This window comes from Duncaniella muris (genome assembly GCF_003024805.1).
Lineage (GTDB): Bacteria > Bacteroidota > Bacteroidia > Bacteroidales > Muribaculaceae > Duncaniella > Duncaniella muris.
This window is the reverse complement of record NZ_PUEC01000004.1, coordinates 100,271-118,582: the sequence shown is the minus strand read 5'-3', so window position 1 is coordinate 118,582 and position 18,312 is coordinate 100,271. Positions and strand designations below refer to the sequence as shown.

General features: G+C 45.1%; 16 protein-coding genes. 12 read left to right on the top strand and 4 right to left on the bottom strand.

Features of this window, described 5'->3' with window-relative positions; translation table 11 throughout:
• The 12 genes from purT (at window position 1) to ruvC (ending at window position 14,590) form a co-directional block, all read left to right on the top strand.
• A complete protein-coding gene (gene purT / locus C5O23_RS02815) occupies window positions 1-1,185 on the top strand; it encodes a formate-dependent phosphoribosylglycinamide formyltransferase (RefSeq protein ID WP_107031443.1) in 1,185 nt (394 codons plus the stop codon).
• The gene (locus tag C5O23_RS02810) at window positions 1,157-2,782 is read left to right on the top strand and encodes a DUF6377 domain-containing protein (protein WP_133166490.1); all 1,626 of its coding nucleotides are present in this window, start codon (window positions 1,157-1,159) and stop codon (window positions 2,780-2,782) included. Before purT ends, C5O23_RS02810 begins: the two co-directional genes overlap by 29 nt.
• Before the next feature lie 548 nt (window positions 2,783-3,330).
• On the top strand, window positions 3,331-4,170 hold the full coding sequence (gene folP, locus C5O23_RS02805; RefSeq protein WP_107031441.1) for a dihydropteroate synthase: 840 nt from the start codon (window positions 3,331-3,333) through the stop codon (window positions 4,168-4,170).
• A 12-nt stretch (window positions 4,171-4,182) separates the two neighbouring features.
• Complete coding sequence (gene cdaA, locus C5O23_RS02800; protein WP_107031440.1) at window positions 4,183-4,962, top strand: diadenylate cyclase CdaA; 780 nt, start codon at window positions 4,183-4,185, stop codon at window positions 4,960-4,962.
• Window positions 4,963-5,100: 138 nt separating this feature from the next.
• Window positions 5,101-7,044 (top strand): DNA topoisomerase (ATP-hydrolyzing) subunit B, encoded by a 1,944-nt coding sequence (gene gyrB, locus C5O23_RS02795; protein ID WP_107031439.1) that lies wholly within the window; start codon window positions 5,101-5,103, stop codon window positions 7,042-7,044.
• A 64-nt stretch (window positions 7,045-7,108) separates the two neighbouring features.
• Window positions 7,109-9,355, top strand: a complete 2,247-nt coding sequence (rnr, locus tag C5O23_RS02790; protein WP_107031438.1) for a ribonuclease R — start codon at window positions 7,109-7,111, stop codon at window positions 9,353-9,355.
• 60 nt (window positions 9,356-9,415) lie between these two features.
• On the top strand, window positions 9,416-10,378 hold the full coding sequence (locus tag C5O23_RS02785; RefSeq protein WP_107031437.1) for a polyprenyl synthetase family protein: 963 nt from the start codon (window positions 9,416-9,418) through the stop codon (window positions 10,376-10,378).
• Window positions 10,379-10,383: 5 nt separating this feature from the next.
• Window positions 10,384-11,154: a TatD family hydrolase gene (locus C5O23_RS02780; RefSeq protein WP_107031436.1), complete on the top strand. Its 771-nt coding sequence runs from the start codon at window positions 10,384-10,386 to the stop codon at window positions 11,152-11,154.
• Window positions 11,155-11,279: 125 nt separating this feature from the next.
• Entirely contained in the window at window positions 11,280-12,245 is a 966-nt protein-coding gene (locus C5O23_RS02775; RefSeq protein WP_107031435.1) for a C40 family peptidase, read from the top strand.
• A 26-nt stretch (window positions 12,246-12,271) separates the two neighbouring features.
• The gene (locus C5O23_RS02770) at window positions 12,272-13,714 is read left to right on the top strand and encodes a carbon starvation CstA family protein (RefSeq protein ID WP_107031434.1); all 1,443 of its coding nucleotides are present in this window, start codon (window positions 12,272-12,274) and stop codon (window positions 13,712-13,714) included.
• Between the two features lie 4 nt (window positions 13,715-13,718).
• Complete coding sequence (locus tag C5O23_RS14640; RefSeq protein ID WP_107031433.1) at window positions 13,719-14,027, top strand: DUF4286 family protein; 309 nt, start codon at window positions 13,719-13,721, stop codon at window positions 14,025-14,027.
• A gap of 5 nt (window positions 14,028-14,032) precedes the next feature.
• Window positions 14,033-14,590, top strand: a complete 558-nt coding sequence (ruvC, locus tag C5O23_RS02760) for a crossover junction endodeoxyribonuclease RuvC (protein WP_107031432.1) — start codon at window positions 14,033-14,035, stop codon at window positions 14,588-14,590.
• Between the two features lie 35 nt (window positions 14,591-14,625).
• On the opposite strand, the gene C5O23_RS02755 is transcribed toward ruvC, so the two are convergent.
• The 4 genes from C5O23_RS02755 to C5O23_RS02740 all read right to left on the bottom strand — a co-directional run bounded on the left by C5O23_RS02755 (window position 14,626) and on the right by C5O23_RS02740 (window position 18,291).
• Complete coding sequence (locus C5O23_RS02755; RefSeq protein ID WP_107031431.1) at window positions 14,626-15,369, bottom strand: glycosyltransferase family 2 protein; 744 nt, start codon at window positions 15,367-15,369, stop codon at window positions 14,626-14,628.
• A gap of 144 nt (window positions 15,370-15,513) precedes the next feature.
• Entirely contained in the window at window positions 15,514-15,726 is a 213-nt protein-coding gene (locus C5O23_RS02750) for a winged helix-turn-helix domain-containing protein (RefSeq protein WP_107031430.1), read from the bottom strand.
• Between the two features lie 195 nt (window positions 15,727-15,921).
• Window positions 15,922-17,358, bottom strand: a complete 1,437-nt coding sequence (locus C5O23_RS02745) for an alpha-amylase family glycosyl hydrolase (protein WP_240597621.1) — start codon at window positions 17,356-17,358, stop codon at window positions 15,922-15,924.
• Window positions 17,359-17,430: 72 nt separating this feature from the next.
• The gene (locus C5O23_RS02740) at window positions 17,431-18,291 is read right to left on the bottom strand and encodes a phosphatidate cytidylyltransferase (protein ID WP_107031428.1); all 861 of its coding nucleotides are present in this window, start codon (window positions 18,289-18,291) and stop codon (window positions 17,431-17,433) included.
• Window positions 18,292-18,312 lie beyond the last annotated feature (21 nt).

Here is an 18,312-nt window from a genome sequence, read left to right as displayed (position 1 = left end):
ATGACAAAGATTGGAAGCAAGTGGACCAAAAGCGGTCGCAAAGCCATGCTCCTTGGCAGTGGCGAGTTAGGTAAAGAGGTGGCAATCGAACTCCAGCGCATGGGAGTGGAGGTTGTCGCTTGTGACAAGTATGCCAATGCTCCCGCCATGCACGTAGCCGACAGAAGTCGTGTGTTCAGCATGCTTGATGCCGATGCGCTGCGTGCTGCGATAATAGAGGAACAGCCTGATCATATAATTCCCGAAGTAGAGGCTATTGCTACTCCGGTATTGGTTGGACTTGAAGAAAAGGGGTTTCACGTTACTCCAACTGCAAAAGCGGCCCTGCTGACCATGAACCGAGAGGGAATACGCCGATTGGCTGCTGAAGGACTTGGAGTGAAGACCTCGCCATATCGTTTCGCGTCTGATTTTGAGGAATTCAAGGCTGCCGTAGAAGCTATTGGCATTCCATGCGTTGTGAAACCGATCATGTCATCAAGCGGTCATGGTCAAAGTGTAATTAAAACAGCAGAAGATATTGAAAAATCTTGGAAGATCGCCCAAGAAGGAGGCCGCGCTGGAGCAGGACGTGTCATAGTGGAAGGTTTTGTAAAATTTGATTATGAAATCACACTGCTTACAGTGCGTTCTGTTGCCGGCACTTCGTTCTGCGAACCAATTGGGCATATTCAGGTAGATGGTGATTACCGTTATTCCTGGCAGCCTCAGCCGATGGATTCCGCGGCCAAGGAGGCTGCTCAGGAAATCGCCCGTAAAGTGACTGATGCGCTTGGCGGATATGGCATTTTTGGCGTTGAGCTGTTTGTTTGTGGTGATGAAGTGATTTTCAGCGAGGTTTCTCCGCGTCCGCATGACACAGGCATGGTAACCATGATTTCACAAGATCTTAGCGAGTTTGCCCTCCACGCACGTGCACTGACCGGTCTGCCCGTTCCGGAAATACGTTTCCTCGGCCCGTCGGCCTCTCGTGCGGTCGTGGTTGAAGGTGACAGTACTGAGGTTATTATGGATAATCTGGAAAAAGTTCTTGAAGAGCCCGGTGTGCAGATGCGTATATTCGGCAAGCCCGAAGTCAAAGGTCATCGCCGCATGGGCGTGATACTCGCCACCGCAGACTCAGTAGAAGAAGCAAGAGCAAAAGCGGAACGAGCATATGACAAACTTAATGTTCAGATTCTCTAACGTATCAGGTCGATTCGGCAAAACTCAAGTATTTGCCGTTTTGATGATTTTTGCAAACCTCCTTGTGGCCGGCAGTGAGACTATCGGCCGCAGGGAGGTCGCTTCAATGCTCAAGACTCTTGACTCAGAGCTTGAGAATCGCGAGGTGTATATATCCAGGCGTCGCACGTCTATTGACTCCCTCAAGAACGTGCTGAAATGCAGCTCGATCTCTTCTGACGATCGCTTGTCTACGCTCCTGATGCTTGGTGATATGTATAATGCTTATAATACGGATTCTGCTGTTTCTATCTATGATAAAGGGGCTAGTCTGGCACGTGATCTGAAACAGGATTCTGTAGCAGTGCGCTTTGAGTTGAGGCGTCTGACCTATCTGCCGCTTTTGGCGTTTATCAGTCAGGCTGAGGACGAGCTCTCGCGGATTGATTTCAGGTCACTTCCCAAGGGTCTTCAGGAAGAGTATTTCGATGCTGCACGGCAGATGTATTTCTATATTGCAGCTTACTATGTTAATTATCCGGATGTATATGACCGATATATGGCCAAATCTCATGATGCCCAAAAGTCATTGATCGGGCACCTGGAGGAAGGATCTCCGCGATATATGTTGAATATGGGCGAATACTACTATTATAATAAAGAGTATTCCAAAACCCAGGCACTTGCGATGCTGCTGATTGATCAGTTGCAACCGGAGGACAATCTCTATGCGCGAGCCTGTCATCTGCTCGCCGAAATATCAAAGGCGAGAGGGGAGCATTATGCTTATGAATACTATTTGGCGTTGTCAGCTATTGCGGACACCCGTGGTGCTACTCTTGAAGTGGCATCCCTACAGGAGCTTGGCAAGACTATTTATCTCAATGGCGATGTGCAGCATGCTTATGACTATCTCTCCGTAGCCTTGTCAGATGCGGTAGAGTGTAATGCTCCATTGCGCATACTGCAGTCTTCGCAAGTGTTGCCGATAATCGAAAGGGCCCAAAAAGCAGAAATCAGGAGTGCCCACATAAGACTGTATGTCATTATGGTGGTTATGGCGGTTTTGTTGATGATACTTGCTATTACGCTTTATGTGCTCCATCGAAAAAATCGGCAGATGAATCGCATGGCGCTACGGCTGGAAGAAGCCAATAGCACTAAAGATGTATATATATCGCAATTTTTGAACTTGTGTTCGATATACATGGACAAACTGACGCAATTCAACAAGATGGTCAACCGAAAAATAACCACCGGAAAGGTTGATGATCTACTCAAAATAACCAAGCAAGGCAAATATATTGAAGAGCACTCAAAAGAGTTCTATGATGTGTTTGATGATGCATTTCTCCATATATATCCAAACTTTGTAGCAGAGGTCAACAAGCTTCTTCGCCCAGAGGAGCAAATTGTATTGCGCGAAGGCGAAAAACTCAACACCGACTTGCGCATTATCGCATTCATGAGACTTGGAATAGAGGAAAGTTCGCGTATCGCTCAAATGATGAACTATTCGGTATACACCATTTATACATATCGCAACAAACTTAAGAATAGAGCTATCTCAAGAGAGACATTTGAGGGTGATCTAATGAATATAAAATCTGTTTCATGACTTGGAAAAGGGGTATCATTTGTTGCACATAAATATACAAAACGATATATTTTATCTCAATTAGAGCACATAACATTCTATATTTTTATTTATTGCAAAGTATGTATTCTGCTGATTATCAATACAGGAATATCTAAATTTACTTTATAAAGCCTCAATTTAACCATTGATGTATTGCGTGTGCCTCAGAATAGATATAATTTTGCAATGTGAGAAAGCCTCAGCCGAGAGTAATCTCCCTCGGTTTTCTCCATCTCATGAATATCGAAATTAATCAATGATTTTTAGTTTTAGGGTTAGTATAGATTGTTAGTATCTTAGCGTAAAATCATTAGTTATATGAGAAGAATTGCATAATAGTAAATGTGTTTTTATGTTAGGTTTGTAGAGTCTTATTGCTAAGACAACAACACGACTTCTCTGGGAAGAGAGGTCGTGTTGTGGTTTATATGAATTGGGATGTAGCTGAGAAGTTTGTGGAATTGATTTGTGGATAAGCAAAAATTTAACTAATTTCGCGTGATATTAATTTATGTAGTATAATCGCGATGTTTGCTCCGTTTTCGCTTAATTTAAAAGGCTGTCTCCATGTTTATAACCGTCCGCAAGTGATGGGGATAGTAAACGTCACGCCCGATTCCTTTTATAGTGGCTCACGCACAATGGATGAAACTGAAATAGGTCTGCGCATAGAGTCAATGATTGAGGATGGTGTCGATTTTATTGATATTGGGGCTTATTCATCGCGGCCGGGTGCTGGTGACATCTCTCCTCAAGAAGAAATGAACCGCTTGCGCAAGGGGATGGCAGTACTGCGAGGCATAGCGCCTGAAATCCCGGTTTCGGTTGATACTTTTCGCGCAGATGTGGCTAAGGCTGCCATAGAAGAGATGGGCGCTGATATCATTAATGATATATCCGGAGGAGCGCTGGATTCCAATATGTTCGACATGGTAGCCCGGTTAAAAACTCCGTATATACTCATGCACATGCGCGGAACGCCGGCAACCATGCAGCAGTTTACAGCATATGCTGATGTAGTGGCCGATGTGGTTTCGGATCTTTCGGTCAAGTTGCGCCAGTTAAGGCTTGCCGGAGTGGCTGATGTGATTGTTGATCCGGGGTTTGGCTTTAGCAAAAACCTTGAACAAAACTTCAAACTGATGAATGATCTGTCCGCCTTTTCCGTACTTGACTGTCCTGTACTTGTCGGTATATCCAGAAAATCGATGATAACAAAGAGTTTAAATATAGAACCATCTGACGCTCTTGCACCAACAGTTGCCCTTGATGCTATAGCTTTGACTAAAGGAGCGTCTTTCATTCGTGTCCACGATGTACGCGAAGCCGCTCAGACTGTAACTCTCTTTAGTTTGCTCAATTCTTAAAAATACATTTGTATGATTCAGTTTGGCATCAAGGATGCGTTTGATATAGCCATAGTGGCGCTTCTGCTTTTTTATCTTTATAGGATAATGAAAGAGAGCGGCACATTGAATATATTTTTCGGTGTACTGGCATTTATAATAGTATGGGTGCTGACATCACAGATTATAGAACTTAAGCTTCTTGGTTCTATTCTCGATCAGTTTATGGGGATAGGCCTTTTGGTACTTGTAATTCTGTTTCAGGATCAGATAAAGCGTTTCCTTGTTGAACTTGGCGATCATAAGCGCTGGAGGTTTCTTAAAAATTTATTCCGGCATGAAAAACATAACTCATCTGCAGATACCCGCAAGTATGTGCTCCCGATTGTTTATGCATGCATGAATATGTCCAAAACCAAAACCGGCGCACTGATAGTAATCCGGCAGGAAATACCATTAGAGTCATATGAAAAAAGTGGCGACATTATTGATGCTGATATCAATTCGCGTCTGATTGAGAATATCTTCTTTAAGAATTCTCCATTGCATGACGGAGCGATGATAATTGATCACGATCGTATCAGAAGTGCCGGATGTATTCTTCCGGTCAGTCATGACCGAAACGTACCGAGGGCTTTGGGGCTGCGCCATCGCTCGGCTCTTGGTATTTCGCAGGCAACAGATGCTTTTGCGATAGTCGTATCGGAAGAGACCGGCAATATTTCAGTAGCTCACAGGGGGGCGCTTACAACCCGCCTGAGCTCCACAGAGCTCGAAAATCGCCTTTCTCAGATAATGGCCAGCGACAAATAGCCCCCTATTAATCGCGCATAAAGAGCCGACACAGAGTAATTAAGCCATATTTGAGGACTTGCATTTGTTAAATTCCGATCTTTTTAGTAATTTTGTGTGGTAAAATAATAACGAAAAATAACTATAGAACATATAATCATGTCAGAAGACAAAGAACGCGAATCAGAAGTTTATAGCGCGAGCAATATTCAGGTGCTTGAGGGCTTGGAAGCCGTTAGAAAGCGCCCTGCCATGTATATTGGCGACATCAGTTTCAAGGGATTGCATCATCTGGTTTATGAGGTGGTCGACAACTCTATTGACGAAGCCCTCGCCGGCTATGCAAGTCATATAGAGGTGACTATAAATGCCGACAATTCAATTACCGTTGTTGACAACGGGCGAGGCATCCCTGTCGATATGCATGAAAAGGAGCACAAAAGTGCCCTTGAGGTAGTTCTGACAGTTCTTCATGCTGGCGGTAAATTCGATAAAGGCTCCTACAAAGTATCAGGCGGTCTGCACGGTGTAGGCGTCTCTTGTGTGAACGCGCTTTCGTCTTATCTCAGAGCGGAAGTGCGTCGTAACGGAAAGGTTTATATGCAGGAATACGCTTATGGCAAACCCACTTGTGAACTTACTGTCATCGGAGACACCGACTCAACCGGTACATCTGTTACGTTCCGTCCGGATACAAGTATTTTTACCGTGTCGGAATATGATTATGATACATTGGCCAACCGCCTGAGGGATCTTGCATTCCTGAATGCAGGCATAACCCTTACGCTTACTGACATGCGTAAAGTTGATGAGGCCGGAAATCCGCGCCGGGAGGTCTTCTATTCCCGCGATGGACTTCGCGAATTCGTACAGTATCTTGATTCTAACAAAGAATCTCTGATCAATGATGTGATACATCTCAACACCGAGCGCCAGGGTATTCCCGTGGAAGTAGCTCTTACATACAATACCACATTCAATGAGAATGTGTATTCGTTTGTGAACAATATCCACACGATTGAAGGCGGTACACACCAGACCGGCTTCCGCCGTGGCCTTACGACTACTCTAAAAAAATACGCCGAAGACAACAAACTTCTTGAAAAAGTTAAGATTGAAGTTTCCGGCGATGACTTCCGTGAAGGTCTGACGGCTGTGATTTCCGTGAAAGTGATGGAACCTCAGTTCGAGGGACAAACCAAGACCAAGCTTGGCAACAGTGAGGTTCAGGGTGCTGTTTCGGCTGCTGTCAGCGAAGCTCTCCGATATTATCTTGAAGAGCATCCGCGTCAGGCAAAGGTTATTGTTGACAAAATTGTACTTGCAGCTCAGGCCCGTCATGCAGCTTTGAATGCCCGTCAGAAAATTCAGCGCAAATCACCCCTTTCGGGAGGAGGTCTGCCTGGTAAGCTCTCTGACTGTTCTTCACGTCATGCCGAAGACTGTGAACTGTTCCTTGTCGAAGGTGATTCGGCCGGCGGTACCGCCAAGCAGGGCCGAAACCGTACATTTCAGGCTATTCTTCCTTTGCGAGGCAAGATTCTGAACGTTGAGAAAGCTATGGATCATAAGATTCTTGACAATCAGGAAATAACAAGCCTCTACCGCGCAATGCGAGTAACTATCGGAACTGAAGATGATCCTATGGCCATCAATATCTCACGCCTTGCCTATCACAAGATAATCATCATGACTGATGCCGATGTCGACGGTAGTCATATAGCGACGCTGCTGATGACATTCTTCTTCCGCCGCATGCGCCCGATTATCGAACAGGGATATCTCTATCTGGCAACACCGCCGCTGTATAAATGTACCCGTGGAAAAGCAGAAGAATACTGCTGGACAGAAGCCCAGGTTCAACAATTTATCGCTGTCAATGGAGAAAAAACCAAAGTTCAGCGTTATAAAGGATTAGGAGAGATGAGTGCGGAAGAACTCCGTGACACCACAATGGATCCTGAACAGCGCCTCTTGAAACAAGTGACAATAAGTGATGCTGTTGAAGCAGACCGTATTTTCTCAATGCTCATGGGCGAAGACGTAGGTCCGCGTCGTGATTTCATCGAGTCAAACGCCAATTACGCAAATATTGACGCCTGATGCAGTCCTGAGTCTCCTATTGTATCAATTCTAATTTCTATATACCTCTTAATTTTCAACTACTATGGCTCAATCAGCAAAAGCTGCAAGCTCGAAAAGCAACATTGCCCTCGCGAAGAAGGTGATGGACTTTGTTATGCAGCAGAAGAACAACACATATAATTATAAGCAAGTTGCCCATGCTATAGGGGCTAAAACCGCAGTTCAGCAGCGCAACATAGCTTTGCAGCTGGTTGAAATGGCATTCAACGGCGAAATCATAGAGGTTTCGCCGGGTAAATACAAATCTCCACAGCGTGGCAATGAAGCTATTGGTGTGTTTGTCCGTCGTAGTAATGGGAAAAATTCTGTAATTACTGATTCTGATGGCGAGACTATTTTCGTGGCTGAACGCAATTCGATGCATGCTCTGAATGGCGATAGAGTGAAAGTCAATATCGCAGCTCATCGAAGAGGTGCCGAGCCTGAAGCAGAGGTCATAGAAATAATTGAGAAAAAGGAGCAGACGTTCATCGGGACTCTGAAAGTCGACAAGCACTTCGGTTATCTTTTGACAGATTCCAAATATCTGGCTACAGATATTTTTATCCCGAAGGCAAAGCTTAAAAGCGGCAAGACCGGAGATAAAGCTGTGGTGCGGATCACGGAATGGAAAGACGATTTCAAAAATCCAAGCGGAGAGGTTGTCGATATCCTCGGCAAGGCAGGGGAGAACAACACCGAGATCCATGCCATTCTCGCTGAATTTGGATTGCCTTACAAATATCCGTCAACTGTAGAAAAGGCTGCGGATAAAATCGGAGCCGGAATAACAGAGGAAGTCGTAGCGCAGCGTATCGATATGCGTGACGTTCTCACATTCACCATTGACCCGGCTGATGCAAAGGATTTTGATGACGCGCTTTCATTCAGACGTCTCTCGAACGGACATTATGAGATCGGTGTTCATATCGCAGACGTGACCCATTATGTACATCCCGATACGATTATAGACCGCGAGGCGCAAAAACGTGCCACTTCAGTTTATCTGGTTGACCGTGTCGTGCCGATGTTGCCTGAACACTTGTGCAACGGCATATGCTCGTTGCGTCCGAATGAAGACAAACTGGCATTCTCGGTGATCTTCCATATGGATGACGACGGCAAGGTGCTTACATCGAAAATTGCCCGTACCGTGATCAGATCAGATCGTCGATTCTCTTATGAAGAAGCTCAGAATGTGATTGAAACCGGTCTTGGTGATTGTGTCGAAGCCATTAAGAAACTTGATGAACTGGCCAAGATACTTCGCCGGCAGCGTTATGAGAACGGTTCTGTTGAATTTGACAGAGCGGAAGTGAAATTCCATATTGATGAAGCCGGCAAACCTCTGGGTGTATTCTTCAAAGTTTCTAAAGACGCCAACAAACTAATTGAAGAATTCATGCTGCTTGCCAACCGCACGGTCGCTACATTTGTCGGCAAACCGCAGGGCAAGAAAAAAGCCAAGGCATTTGTCTATCGAGTGCATGATGTCCCTGATCCGTCCCGTCTGGCTGATCTTGCCGCAATTGCCAGAACATTCGGCTACAAAATCAAAGCATCGGGAACCCCCAAGGAGATCAACCGTTCGATTAACCGTATGCTTGCGGAGGTGAAGGGTAGAGGAGAGGAAAATTATCTGTCGACTCTTGCCATACGCTCAATGGCTAAGGCTATTTACACCACTGACAATATCGGTCATTACGGACTTGGATTTGAATATTATACACATTTTACATCTCCTATACGCCGTTATCCTGACATGATGGTTCATCGCCTGCTTGACCGTTATCTCGCAGGTGGCCGTAGCGTAAATCTTCAGAAACTTGAAGATCAATGCAAACACTCCAGTGAAATGGAGCAGCTTGCTGCTACAGCCGAACGCTCGTCTATCAAATACAAGCAGGTTGAATACATGCAGGAACATATCGGAGATAAATTTTCCGGCATTATCTCCGGCGTGACCGAATGGGGCCTTTATGTAGAACTCAACGACAATCTTTGCGAAGGTCTTGTGCCGATGCGTGATCTGGCAGACGATTACTATGATTTTGACGAGAAAAACCATTGTCTGGTAGGCCGTAGGCATAACCATCGTTATCGTCTTGGTGACAATGTGGATATTCGGGTGGCACGCGCCGACCTGGAGAAAAAGCAACTTGACTTCGTGTTGCTCGATGACAATGGCAATGCCTTGCGCAAAAGCGACAAAGAAGATGATATGGGCTCCAAAGTCTCAGTGGCCGAAGCTCTGACACAGCATGGCAAGAAAAAACGCCGCCGCAAATAATGCGGCATCAAAAAACTTGCCACTACACCACCTTGGATCAAGATTTAGAGAACTTGTTTTATGAAAGAATTTGACGAATATATTTCGATTGTCAACAAAGCGATTGAAAACTTGAAGCTTCCGGCCAACCCGGCCGGACTATATGATCCGATACGTTACACTCTGGAGTGTGGCGGCAAACGATTACGCCCGGTATTGGCGTTGGCAGCCTGTGAGGCTATGGGAAAAGATCCCATGACGGCTATTCATCAAGCAGTTGCTATCGAAATGTTCCACAATTTCACTCTTCTGCATGATGATGTCATGGATAATGCGGATGTCAGGCGCGGTCGTCCGACTGTTCACAGAAAGTGGGACGAAGAGACTGCAATTCTTTCAGGTGATGCAATGCTGACCACATCGACAATGCTGTTGGCTATAAAGGCGGGTGAAAACCTTGCCTCCGCCTTGGATCTGTTCAACGGAACTGCCATGAATATCTATGAAGGGCAGCAACTTGACATGGATTTTGAAAAGCGCCTTGATGTCTCGATAGAGGAATACATGGAAATGATCCGCCTGAAGACCTCTGTATTGCTCGGCTGCGCATGCGGCATGGGCGCATTGATGGCCCAGACTCCGTTTGAAACCCAGCTGCAATTTTTTAACTATGGCGTGAATCTCGGTCTTGCCTTCCAGCTTCAGGATGACTATCTTGACACATATGGAGATCCCAAGACTTTCGGCAAAGCAATTGGCGGAGACATCCTCAATGATAAGAAGACCTGGCTGCTGATAATGGCCTTGAAAGAAGATCAGACGGGAGAAGTCAGAAATTTGATAGGCAGCGATGTGCCGGCAGAAGAAAAAATAAACAAGGTAAGAGCTGTATATGACCGTCTTGGCTTGCCGGAACGAATACATGAATTGATACGGGCTTATATTGATACGGCGATATCATGTCTGGACCAGCTCCCGATCCCACCTGACGCACGGGCATTTTTCATTGATCTCGCTCTGAAATCAGCGACACGCAATAAGTAGGTTGTATGTTTGTAGACACTCATACTCATCTGTATCTTGACGATTTTTTGCCGTCGCGTGAAACTATTGTAGAAAATGCTTTTGCTGCCGGTGTAGAGAAGCTGATCTTCCCGAATGTAGATCTGACCACTATCGGTCCGATGAACGATCTGCGAGATCGTTTCCCAGACAAAATTTTTATGGCTATGGGGCTTCATCCGACTGAAATAGGGGCGGCTTGGGAAGCAGATCTTGCAAAAATTGAATCAGAACTGTCAGCCTCGATTGAAAAATATGTGGCGATAGGGGAGATCGGAATAGACCTTTATTGGGATCGCTCTTATCGCGAGCAGCAGCTGATAGCCTTTAGCCGCCAGGTTGATTGGGCTATAAGTCGTGACCTTCCGGTAATAATCCATTGCCGGGACGGACTGGATGAGATTTTGACTGTGCTGACTGAAAAAGCCGGTAAAGTGCGTGGGGTATTTCACAGTTTCGGAGGAACAGCAGAAGACGTAAGACGTATTCGAGAGACCGGAGATTTTTATTTTGGAATCAACGGCATTGTTACTTTTAAAAACTCGAAACTTGGTGATACTCTCCCGGAAATCGGGCTGGACAGAATATTGCTTGAAACAGATTCTCCATATCTTGCGCCTGTCCCATTCAGGGGAAAACGCAACGAGAGTGCCTATATTGTCAATATCGCCGAGCGGGTTGCCGCTTGTCTGAATATTCCTTGCAAAGACGTTGAGGAAGCTACAACCTCCAATGCCCTCAGCCTATTTTCGATCTGAGCAGCCAAGAAGCAAGTTCCTTTTGAATTTGCATACTTGCGGATAGCATAATAACACTTTTTAGCTGTCGGCATTTTTAATATTATTACAAAAATAGCTTACTTTGTAATAAGTTTTTATTTGCTATGTATTTGTTTAGAACTCTATTTGCAATATTATTCGTTGCCTTGTCTGTCTTCCCTTTAAAAGCACAGGATCGAAACTGGGCTCAGGTTCGCATTCCCGTTGCATGTATTCGCGATTGTAAAAGCCATGCGTCGGAAATGACGTCACAGGTAATAATGGGTACTCCTTTGCTAATATTGGAGGAGGATGAAGAGTGGATTAAAATTGAAGCACCTGACGGCTATGAAGGTTATATCAATATCTCCGGTTTGAGCCGCAAGTCAGAACCTCAGATTAATGAATGGCGCTCATCAGAACGTCTTGTAGTTACATCTCGAACTGAGGCTAAAGTTTATTCTTCACCGTCAGAACCTTCTGCGCGTACTGTAATTTCAGAGCTTGTGTTAAGCTCCATTGTAGAAGGGAAAATGAGCGATGGCCCATTTTGTGAGGTAGTGTTGCCTGATGGGCGCAAAGGCTACGTTGCTTCCAGCTATGTTATTCCGGCAGAACAATGGGCGAGCCGGTCACTGGATGTGGACAGCATACTTGAAACAGCATACTGGCTTATGGGGGCTCCATATTTGTGGGGCGCTTGCTCAACAAAGAGTGTCGACTGTTCCGGCTTGGTAAGAGTAGCATATTTTGACCGCGGAATCCTAATCCTCAGAGATGCCCGTCAGCAAATAGGAATAGGACGGCGAATTGAGCCGACTGACATAGACAGTCTTCGAAGAGGTGATCTCCTGTTCTTTTCAAACACTCCTGAGGGCCGTATCTCACATGTTGCTATCTATGATTCTGACGGAAAATATATCCATTCATCGGGTCTGGTGAAAACCAACCAGATGAATGCTGACGATCCTGATTTCGGCAAGCGCTGCTATCGTGGGGCATCTCGTATTGCAGGAATGGAGGACACGGATGGTATTGTCAGAGTTATTAATCACCCTTGGTATTTCGACCGCTCTCCTTCGGCTCTTTGAATTTTGAAATTAAGCACACATAAACCATGATAACATTTTTGGCTTGTCTTGCGTTACTGATAGCAGCCTATTTTACCTATGGCCGATATCTTGAGAGACTCGCAGATATAGACTCTGAGCGCCCAACTCCGGTGGATCGTTGTGAAGACGGAGTTGACTACATAAAATTGCCCAGATGGCGCGTATTTTTGATTCAATTGCTGAACATTGCCGGCACCGGACCTATTTTCGGCGCCATTCTTGGCGCATGTTTCGGTCCGGTTGCATTTCTATGGATCACGCTCGGTGGCATATTCTTTGGTGCTATGCATGATTTTCTTTCAGGCGTGATGATCATGCGCCATGACGGGCGCAGTCTGCCTGAGATCATAGGCATATACATGGGTATCACCACCCGCTCTGTAGTACGAGTATTCTCGATAGCACTGATGGTGTTGGTCGGAGCCGTTTTTATTCTGAGTCCGGCGGAATTACTGGCATCAATGGTGCCGTCTGTCGCCAAAAACATCTGGGTCTGGATAATCCTTACCTATTATGTGCTGGCCACAATGCTGCCGGTTGACAAGGTGATAGGCAAAGTATATCCGATATTCGGCATCGCGCTTATTGCTATGGCTGCCGGTCTGTTGGTTGTGCTGCTATCTGGCTCATATGCAATTCCGGAACTAACCACACTTCACAATTTTCAGTTAAACCCTGATAAACTGCCTATAATTCCTACTCTTTTCATAACCATTGCATGCGGTGCCATATCCGGATTTCATGCCACTCAGTCTCCGCTGATGGCAAGATGTATAACCAATGAGAAAAAATGCCGCTCGGTTTTTTATGGCTCTATGATTTCTGAAAGCGTGATAGCCCTGATCTGGGCTGCTATCGCAATGGCCTTCTTTCATGGCCCGACGGGGCTTGGAGAACAGCTTGCCGAACATGGCGGAAATGCGGCATGGGCGGTAGATGTCATATCTCATACCACTTTAGGCAAAGTCGGAGCTGTGTTGGCGCTGCTTGGAGTTGTGGCTGCTCCGATCACATCAGGCGACACTGCTTTCAGAGGTGCAAGGCTGATTGTAGCCGATATATTCAAAATTGACCAGCGGCCCATATTGAAACGCTTTGCAGTGTGTATTCCTCTGTTTGTGGTCGGCTATGGCATTACCCTTATAAACTTCGACATTGTATGGCGATATTTTGCATGGGCCAATCAGACATTGGCAGCTGTGGTCTTATGGGCGATCTACATCTGGCTTGCCCGTAAAAAACGTAATTACTGGGTGGCATTGATACCTGCGTTAGCCATGACTTTTATTGTAACATGTTTCGTGTTTGTGTCACCGCAATTTTTTGGCATTGAGAATAAAATTTTAGCATTCGCCCTTGCCGCTTTATCGACAGTCGCGCTTGGATATCTGGCAAACCGCAGGGTGGATCCCGCAATTGTTATCTCAAATAAATCTGAATCCAATTGAAAATATGATTATAATTAATACCACATTTCACGTAGAACGTAGCATTGAAAACAATTTTTGCAAATGGGTGAGAGATGAATATGTGCCGTCAGCCTTAGCCTCCGGGATATTATCAGAACCCGGTTTCTCACGCATCCTGATCGAAGTTCAGGAAGATTGTTCGAGTTTTGCGGTTAGTTTCAAGACTGAATCTATTGAAGATGCAGTTACATGGCATGACGGGCATGGGGCTGCTCTGCGACAGTCTCTACATACAAAATTCGGAGAAAAGGCTCTATTCTTTTCAACATATATGGACGAACAGCCTCTTTGACAAGAATGCAGCATGACAAGATCATAATAGGTATTGATCCGGGAACCAATATAATGGGTTACGGAATTCTCGGCATCAAAGGCAAGAATCCTGAGTTGATTGCATTGGGAGTGGTGAAACTCAACAAGTATGACAGCCATTATCTGCGCCTGCTTCACATCCATCAGCGAGTATTAGGACTTGTCGAACAGTTTCTGCCGGATGAAATGGCTATCGAAGCTCCGTTTTTCGGTAAAAATGTTCAATCCATGCTCAAGCTTGGCCGAGCTCAGGGAGTGGCTATCGCTGCCGCGCTCTCACGTGACATACCTATTACGGAATATGAACCGCGAAAAATCAAAATGGCCATAACCGGCAATGGAGCGGCAAGCAAGGAGCAGGTCCGTGAAATGCTGAGACGGATACTGAGGATATCAGACGAGCAACTTGACATAGAGCTTGATGCGACAGACGCATTGGGCGCAGCTTTATGCCATTTCTATGAATCGAGTCGCCCGGCAAAAACAAATGCGCCCAAATCCTGGAAAGACTTTATTGCAAAAAATCCGGATAGGCTCAAATAATGGGCTCGATCAATTTTTATTCAAAAGACCGCTGATTATTTTGATATTTTACGTTTCAGACTTCGGATAAGGAATTTTATGTGACGGCAGACAGTAGGAATAAGGCCATAATAATGGCTCATTATTCTGAAACGTTCCACCAATGAGGCTTTATGATGCGATGTGGTAACACCTTCTGACAGATAGTCAATCAGTATGTCGTCAATATATTGATTTCGATGAGATCGCTGCAGACAGCGGATACACCATTCAAAATCCGAAGAATATTTATAGCGCGTATCATAGTTGTCAACCAGTTTCCGAAGCACAACGAAAGCCTGATGGCATACAACCATGCCATCTCTGAAACTGTCGAGCGTAAGTACAGATGGAGCTATAAGATGACGGTCACCGATCCGCTTGCGAGCAGCATCAACGATCTGAGTCTGGCCATAGACTATTCCGGGATAATCATTGTCCATAACCGCATCAGCTATTTCCTGAAGAGTATCTTTGGAGTGAAAGGAGTCTCCGGCATTAAGAAATATCACATAATCACCTTGAGCCAGTCCAAGCCCTTTGTTCATTGCATCATATAGACCTCGGTCTGGCTCCGAACTTATGGTCATATTGCTGATTCCCGATTTTTCTGCGAGTTTCACGCTCTCATCTGTCGAAGCGCCATCAATCAGCAGGTACTCGTATAGCTGACAAGTCTGTTCTCCGACGCTTTTCAATGTAGGAGGTAATGTCGCAGCTGCATTATAAGTGACGGTGATAATAGAAAACAGAGGATTCATCAGAAGGACGGGTAGTTGTAAGTAAAAATAATTTTAGGATGGTCAAATTTACGGGTATGTCAGCTTGTTGAAGATGGCATACCCGTTATAGTGAAATAGTACGGGAAAGAACAGACTAAAAAGGCAATAGCAAAAAGCGAATTATTACTGGACAAGAGAAACGATCAGTTCCTTGCCGTCTTCGCCTTCCTGGAAATTTACTTTGCCTTCGCGTGCAAGCCAGCCAAGAGCGGCATAAAGTTCCTTCTCTGTTTTGATTTTTGCTATTTTCTTGAGCTGCTTGGTCCCAAGTGCATCCGCTTCGTTAAGGGCAGCCCATACGCATCCTGCGTTTAAGCCGATAGTGTCAGTATTCATTTCAAAATAATTTAAAATAAGTAATATAGGGTTGTTCTGGCCATTTTGCCCTGACAGGCGAGTATATGGCACAAATTTACAATTATTTTTTAAAATATGTTTACTACTTGGTAACAATTTGCGTGATAAAAAAGTTCATAAGGCGTCAACATGGTTTGTGTCAACGCCTTATGATCCATTAGGTGAAAGAGGGAATTAATTGTTATATAATATATATGAGGTGTAGGGTGACAGAGTTCCGCTAATCTTGCCTGACTTAACAGTAAAAATGGAATTATATACCCGGTCATGATATTCACCGTCAGGCACGGTTGTCTCCAGCCCGTTGAGATTTTGCTCTTGGCCTGAAATATTGATGAGAGCCACGCCAGAAGAACCGCGGCTGACTTCAATTACAGCTCCGTTATCAGTCGAAATGACTTTTTCAGGAGTTCCACTCATGTCCTTCCGGAATTTATTGGCAGCTACCACTTCTGGGTGTTTAAATTCATCATTTCCACGGGCGCCAACTCGGTTATTACCCCAGAAATTTTCGCGTGTGCTGCCAGCCGGACGACTGAAAAACAACGGTGTGCCATTCTGACGGGACGCAAGGAATACCCATCCCATTCGGATCTGTTGGTCAGTCAGTCCGGCCGATTCATGTTCATTGGCATAAGTATCATGTGATTCCACCCATGTGACAAGTTTTTTCCCTTCTGCCGGATGATGCCAAGAAAGCAGTGAATCAGCGGCAAAATCAGCTTTATCCAAGACGGTGCGCAGCGCATGGCCATAAGCACTGGCGGTAAGATTCATGTACTCGGCATATTCCTTTTCTTTGACATTCTTGTCTTGAAGAACCTCTCCATATATAAATAATGAGTCGGCAGGAACAGCCAGCTTAAGACCTTTGACGCTTTCTCTACCGGTTGCCACATCCCAGAAATTATTTCGGGAGGCTAACGAATCGAGAGGATCAGACGGCAAGCCGATATGTTTTGCGGTGTCATAACGGAATCCCTTCACACCAAGGCTCAGAAGATCATTGACATATGTCAGGTAGTAATGCTGAAAATCCGGATTTTCGGTGTTCACATCAGGCAGGCCGCCCATCTTTCCGGTTGTGCACTCATAACGGTCATTATAATCACGGATATCGTTAAATCCGTTTGCATGGAATAACTTGTCATGACCGCCAACAGCGTTGTCAAGATCAGGCAGGACTGCCGTATGGTCGACAGCTGTATGATTCGGCAGTACGTCAACAATAACCTTTATATTGTATTTTTTTGCGCTGTCCATCATGGCCTTGAACTGATCACGGTTGCCAAGAAGGTAATTGCCGATTTTCCAATCTGTAGGCTGATAGTAATAATACCATTTGCCCCTGACTGAATCACCGTCGGCCGAGAACAGAGCCAAACCACCGTCTTCACCAACAAAACAAGTGTTAGCCGGTGAAGTCTGCACATAAGTATATCCGGCAGCTGCAATATCTTTCATATTAGCGCCGATGGTGTCAAATGACCAAGACCATGCATGGAGAATGACATCGTCATTTGTATCAGCCACAGCCTTGGAGTCCTTGCCTGAATTGCAAGAGGAGATGAAGGCCATGCCTAAAGCAGTAAGGCATAATAATTTTTTCATTTCGGATAAGTGTAAGTATGAATAATTAATGTATGATATAATCATAGGCAATGGGCTTGACAAGCCCTGTGATCAACAGCAGTATAAAATAAGAGCTGTCAGATAAAGCACACTGGCAGGAACCACCAGAAGCAGAGAATCTATGCGGTCAAGTATACCTCCATGTCCGGGAAGAATAGTGCCTGAATCCTTGACACCCAAAGTACGTTTTATAAGAGATTCAACAAGATCTCCCCAAGTGGCAAAAGCACCCACGACAGCACCAAGTCCACAAAGGCCGGCCAATGAAACCGATTCGAAATATTGAGGAAAGGCGTATTTGAACATAAAAGCCGAGGCAATAGCGAATATCACACCTCCTGCAAATCCTTCCCAAGATTTTTTGGGCGATATTCGTGGAAACAGCCTATGCTTTCCAAAAAGTGATCCAACGCAGAATGCACCAGTGTCATTCAGCCATATCATGATAAACATGGCAAGCAGCAGAAATTTACCGTCTGGGAATGTATAGAACATAGACATGATACCCACGGGCAATGCTATATACATCTGTCCCATATAAGAATAAGCCAGTTTTGTCAGCGGAGAGTTTTCCTGACTGTAGAGTTGCATTACAAGGCGAACAATCAAATAGAGGAGATAGACGGTGAAAAACGTTCCGCCAAGCACAGCAGTTGTAAAGGGTGACAGCAATGACATGTTGACACATCCGAGCCCGATGCAAAGAATGATGCCTCCGACTATATCAATGACGAGAGTGGTGATATTCTCTCCTCCATTAGATGAATTGCAAAGGTTATAGAACTCATGAAGTGCCAGCAATGTGATCAATGCGAAAAAGATTATATAATTCCATCCGCCTGCAAGTACTGAGTAGCAAATGAGAGCTACATAGACAGCTCCGGTTATAGCGCGTAATATAAGATTTTTCATTTGTAGATAATTTCTGCAAAA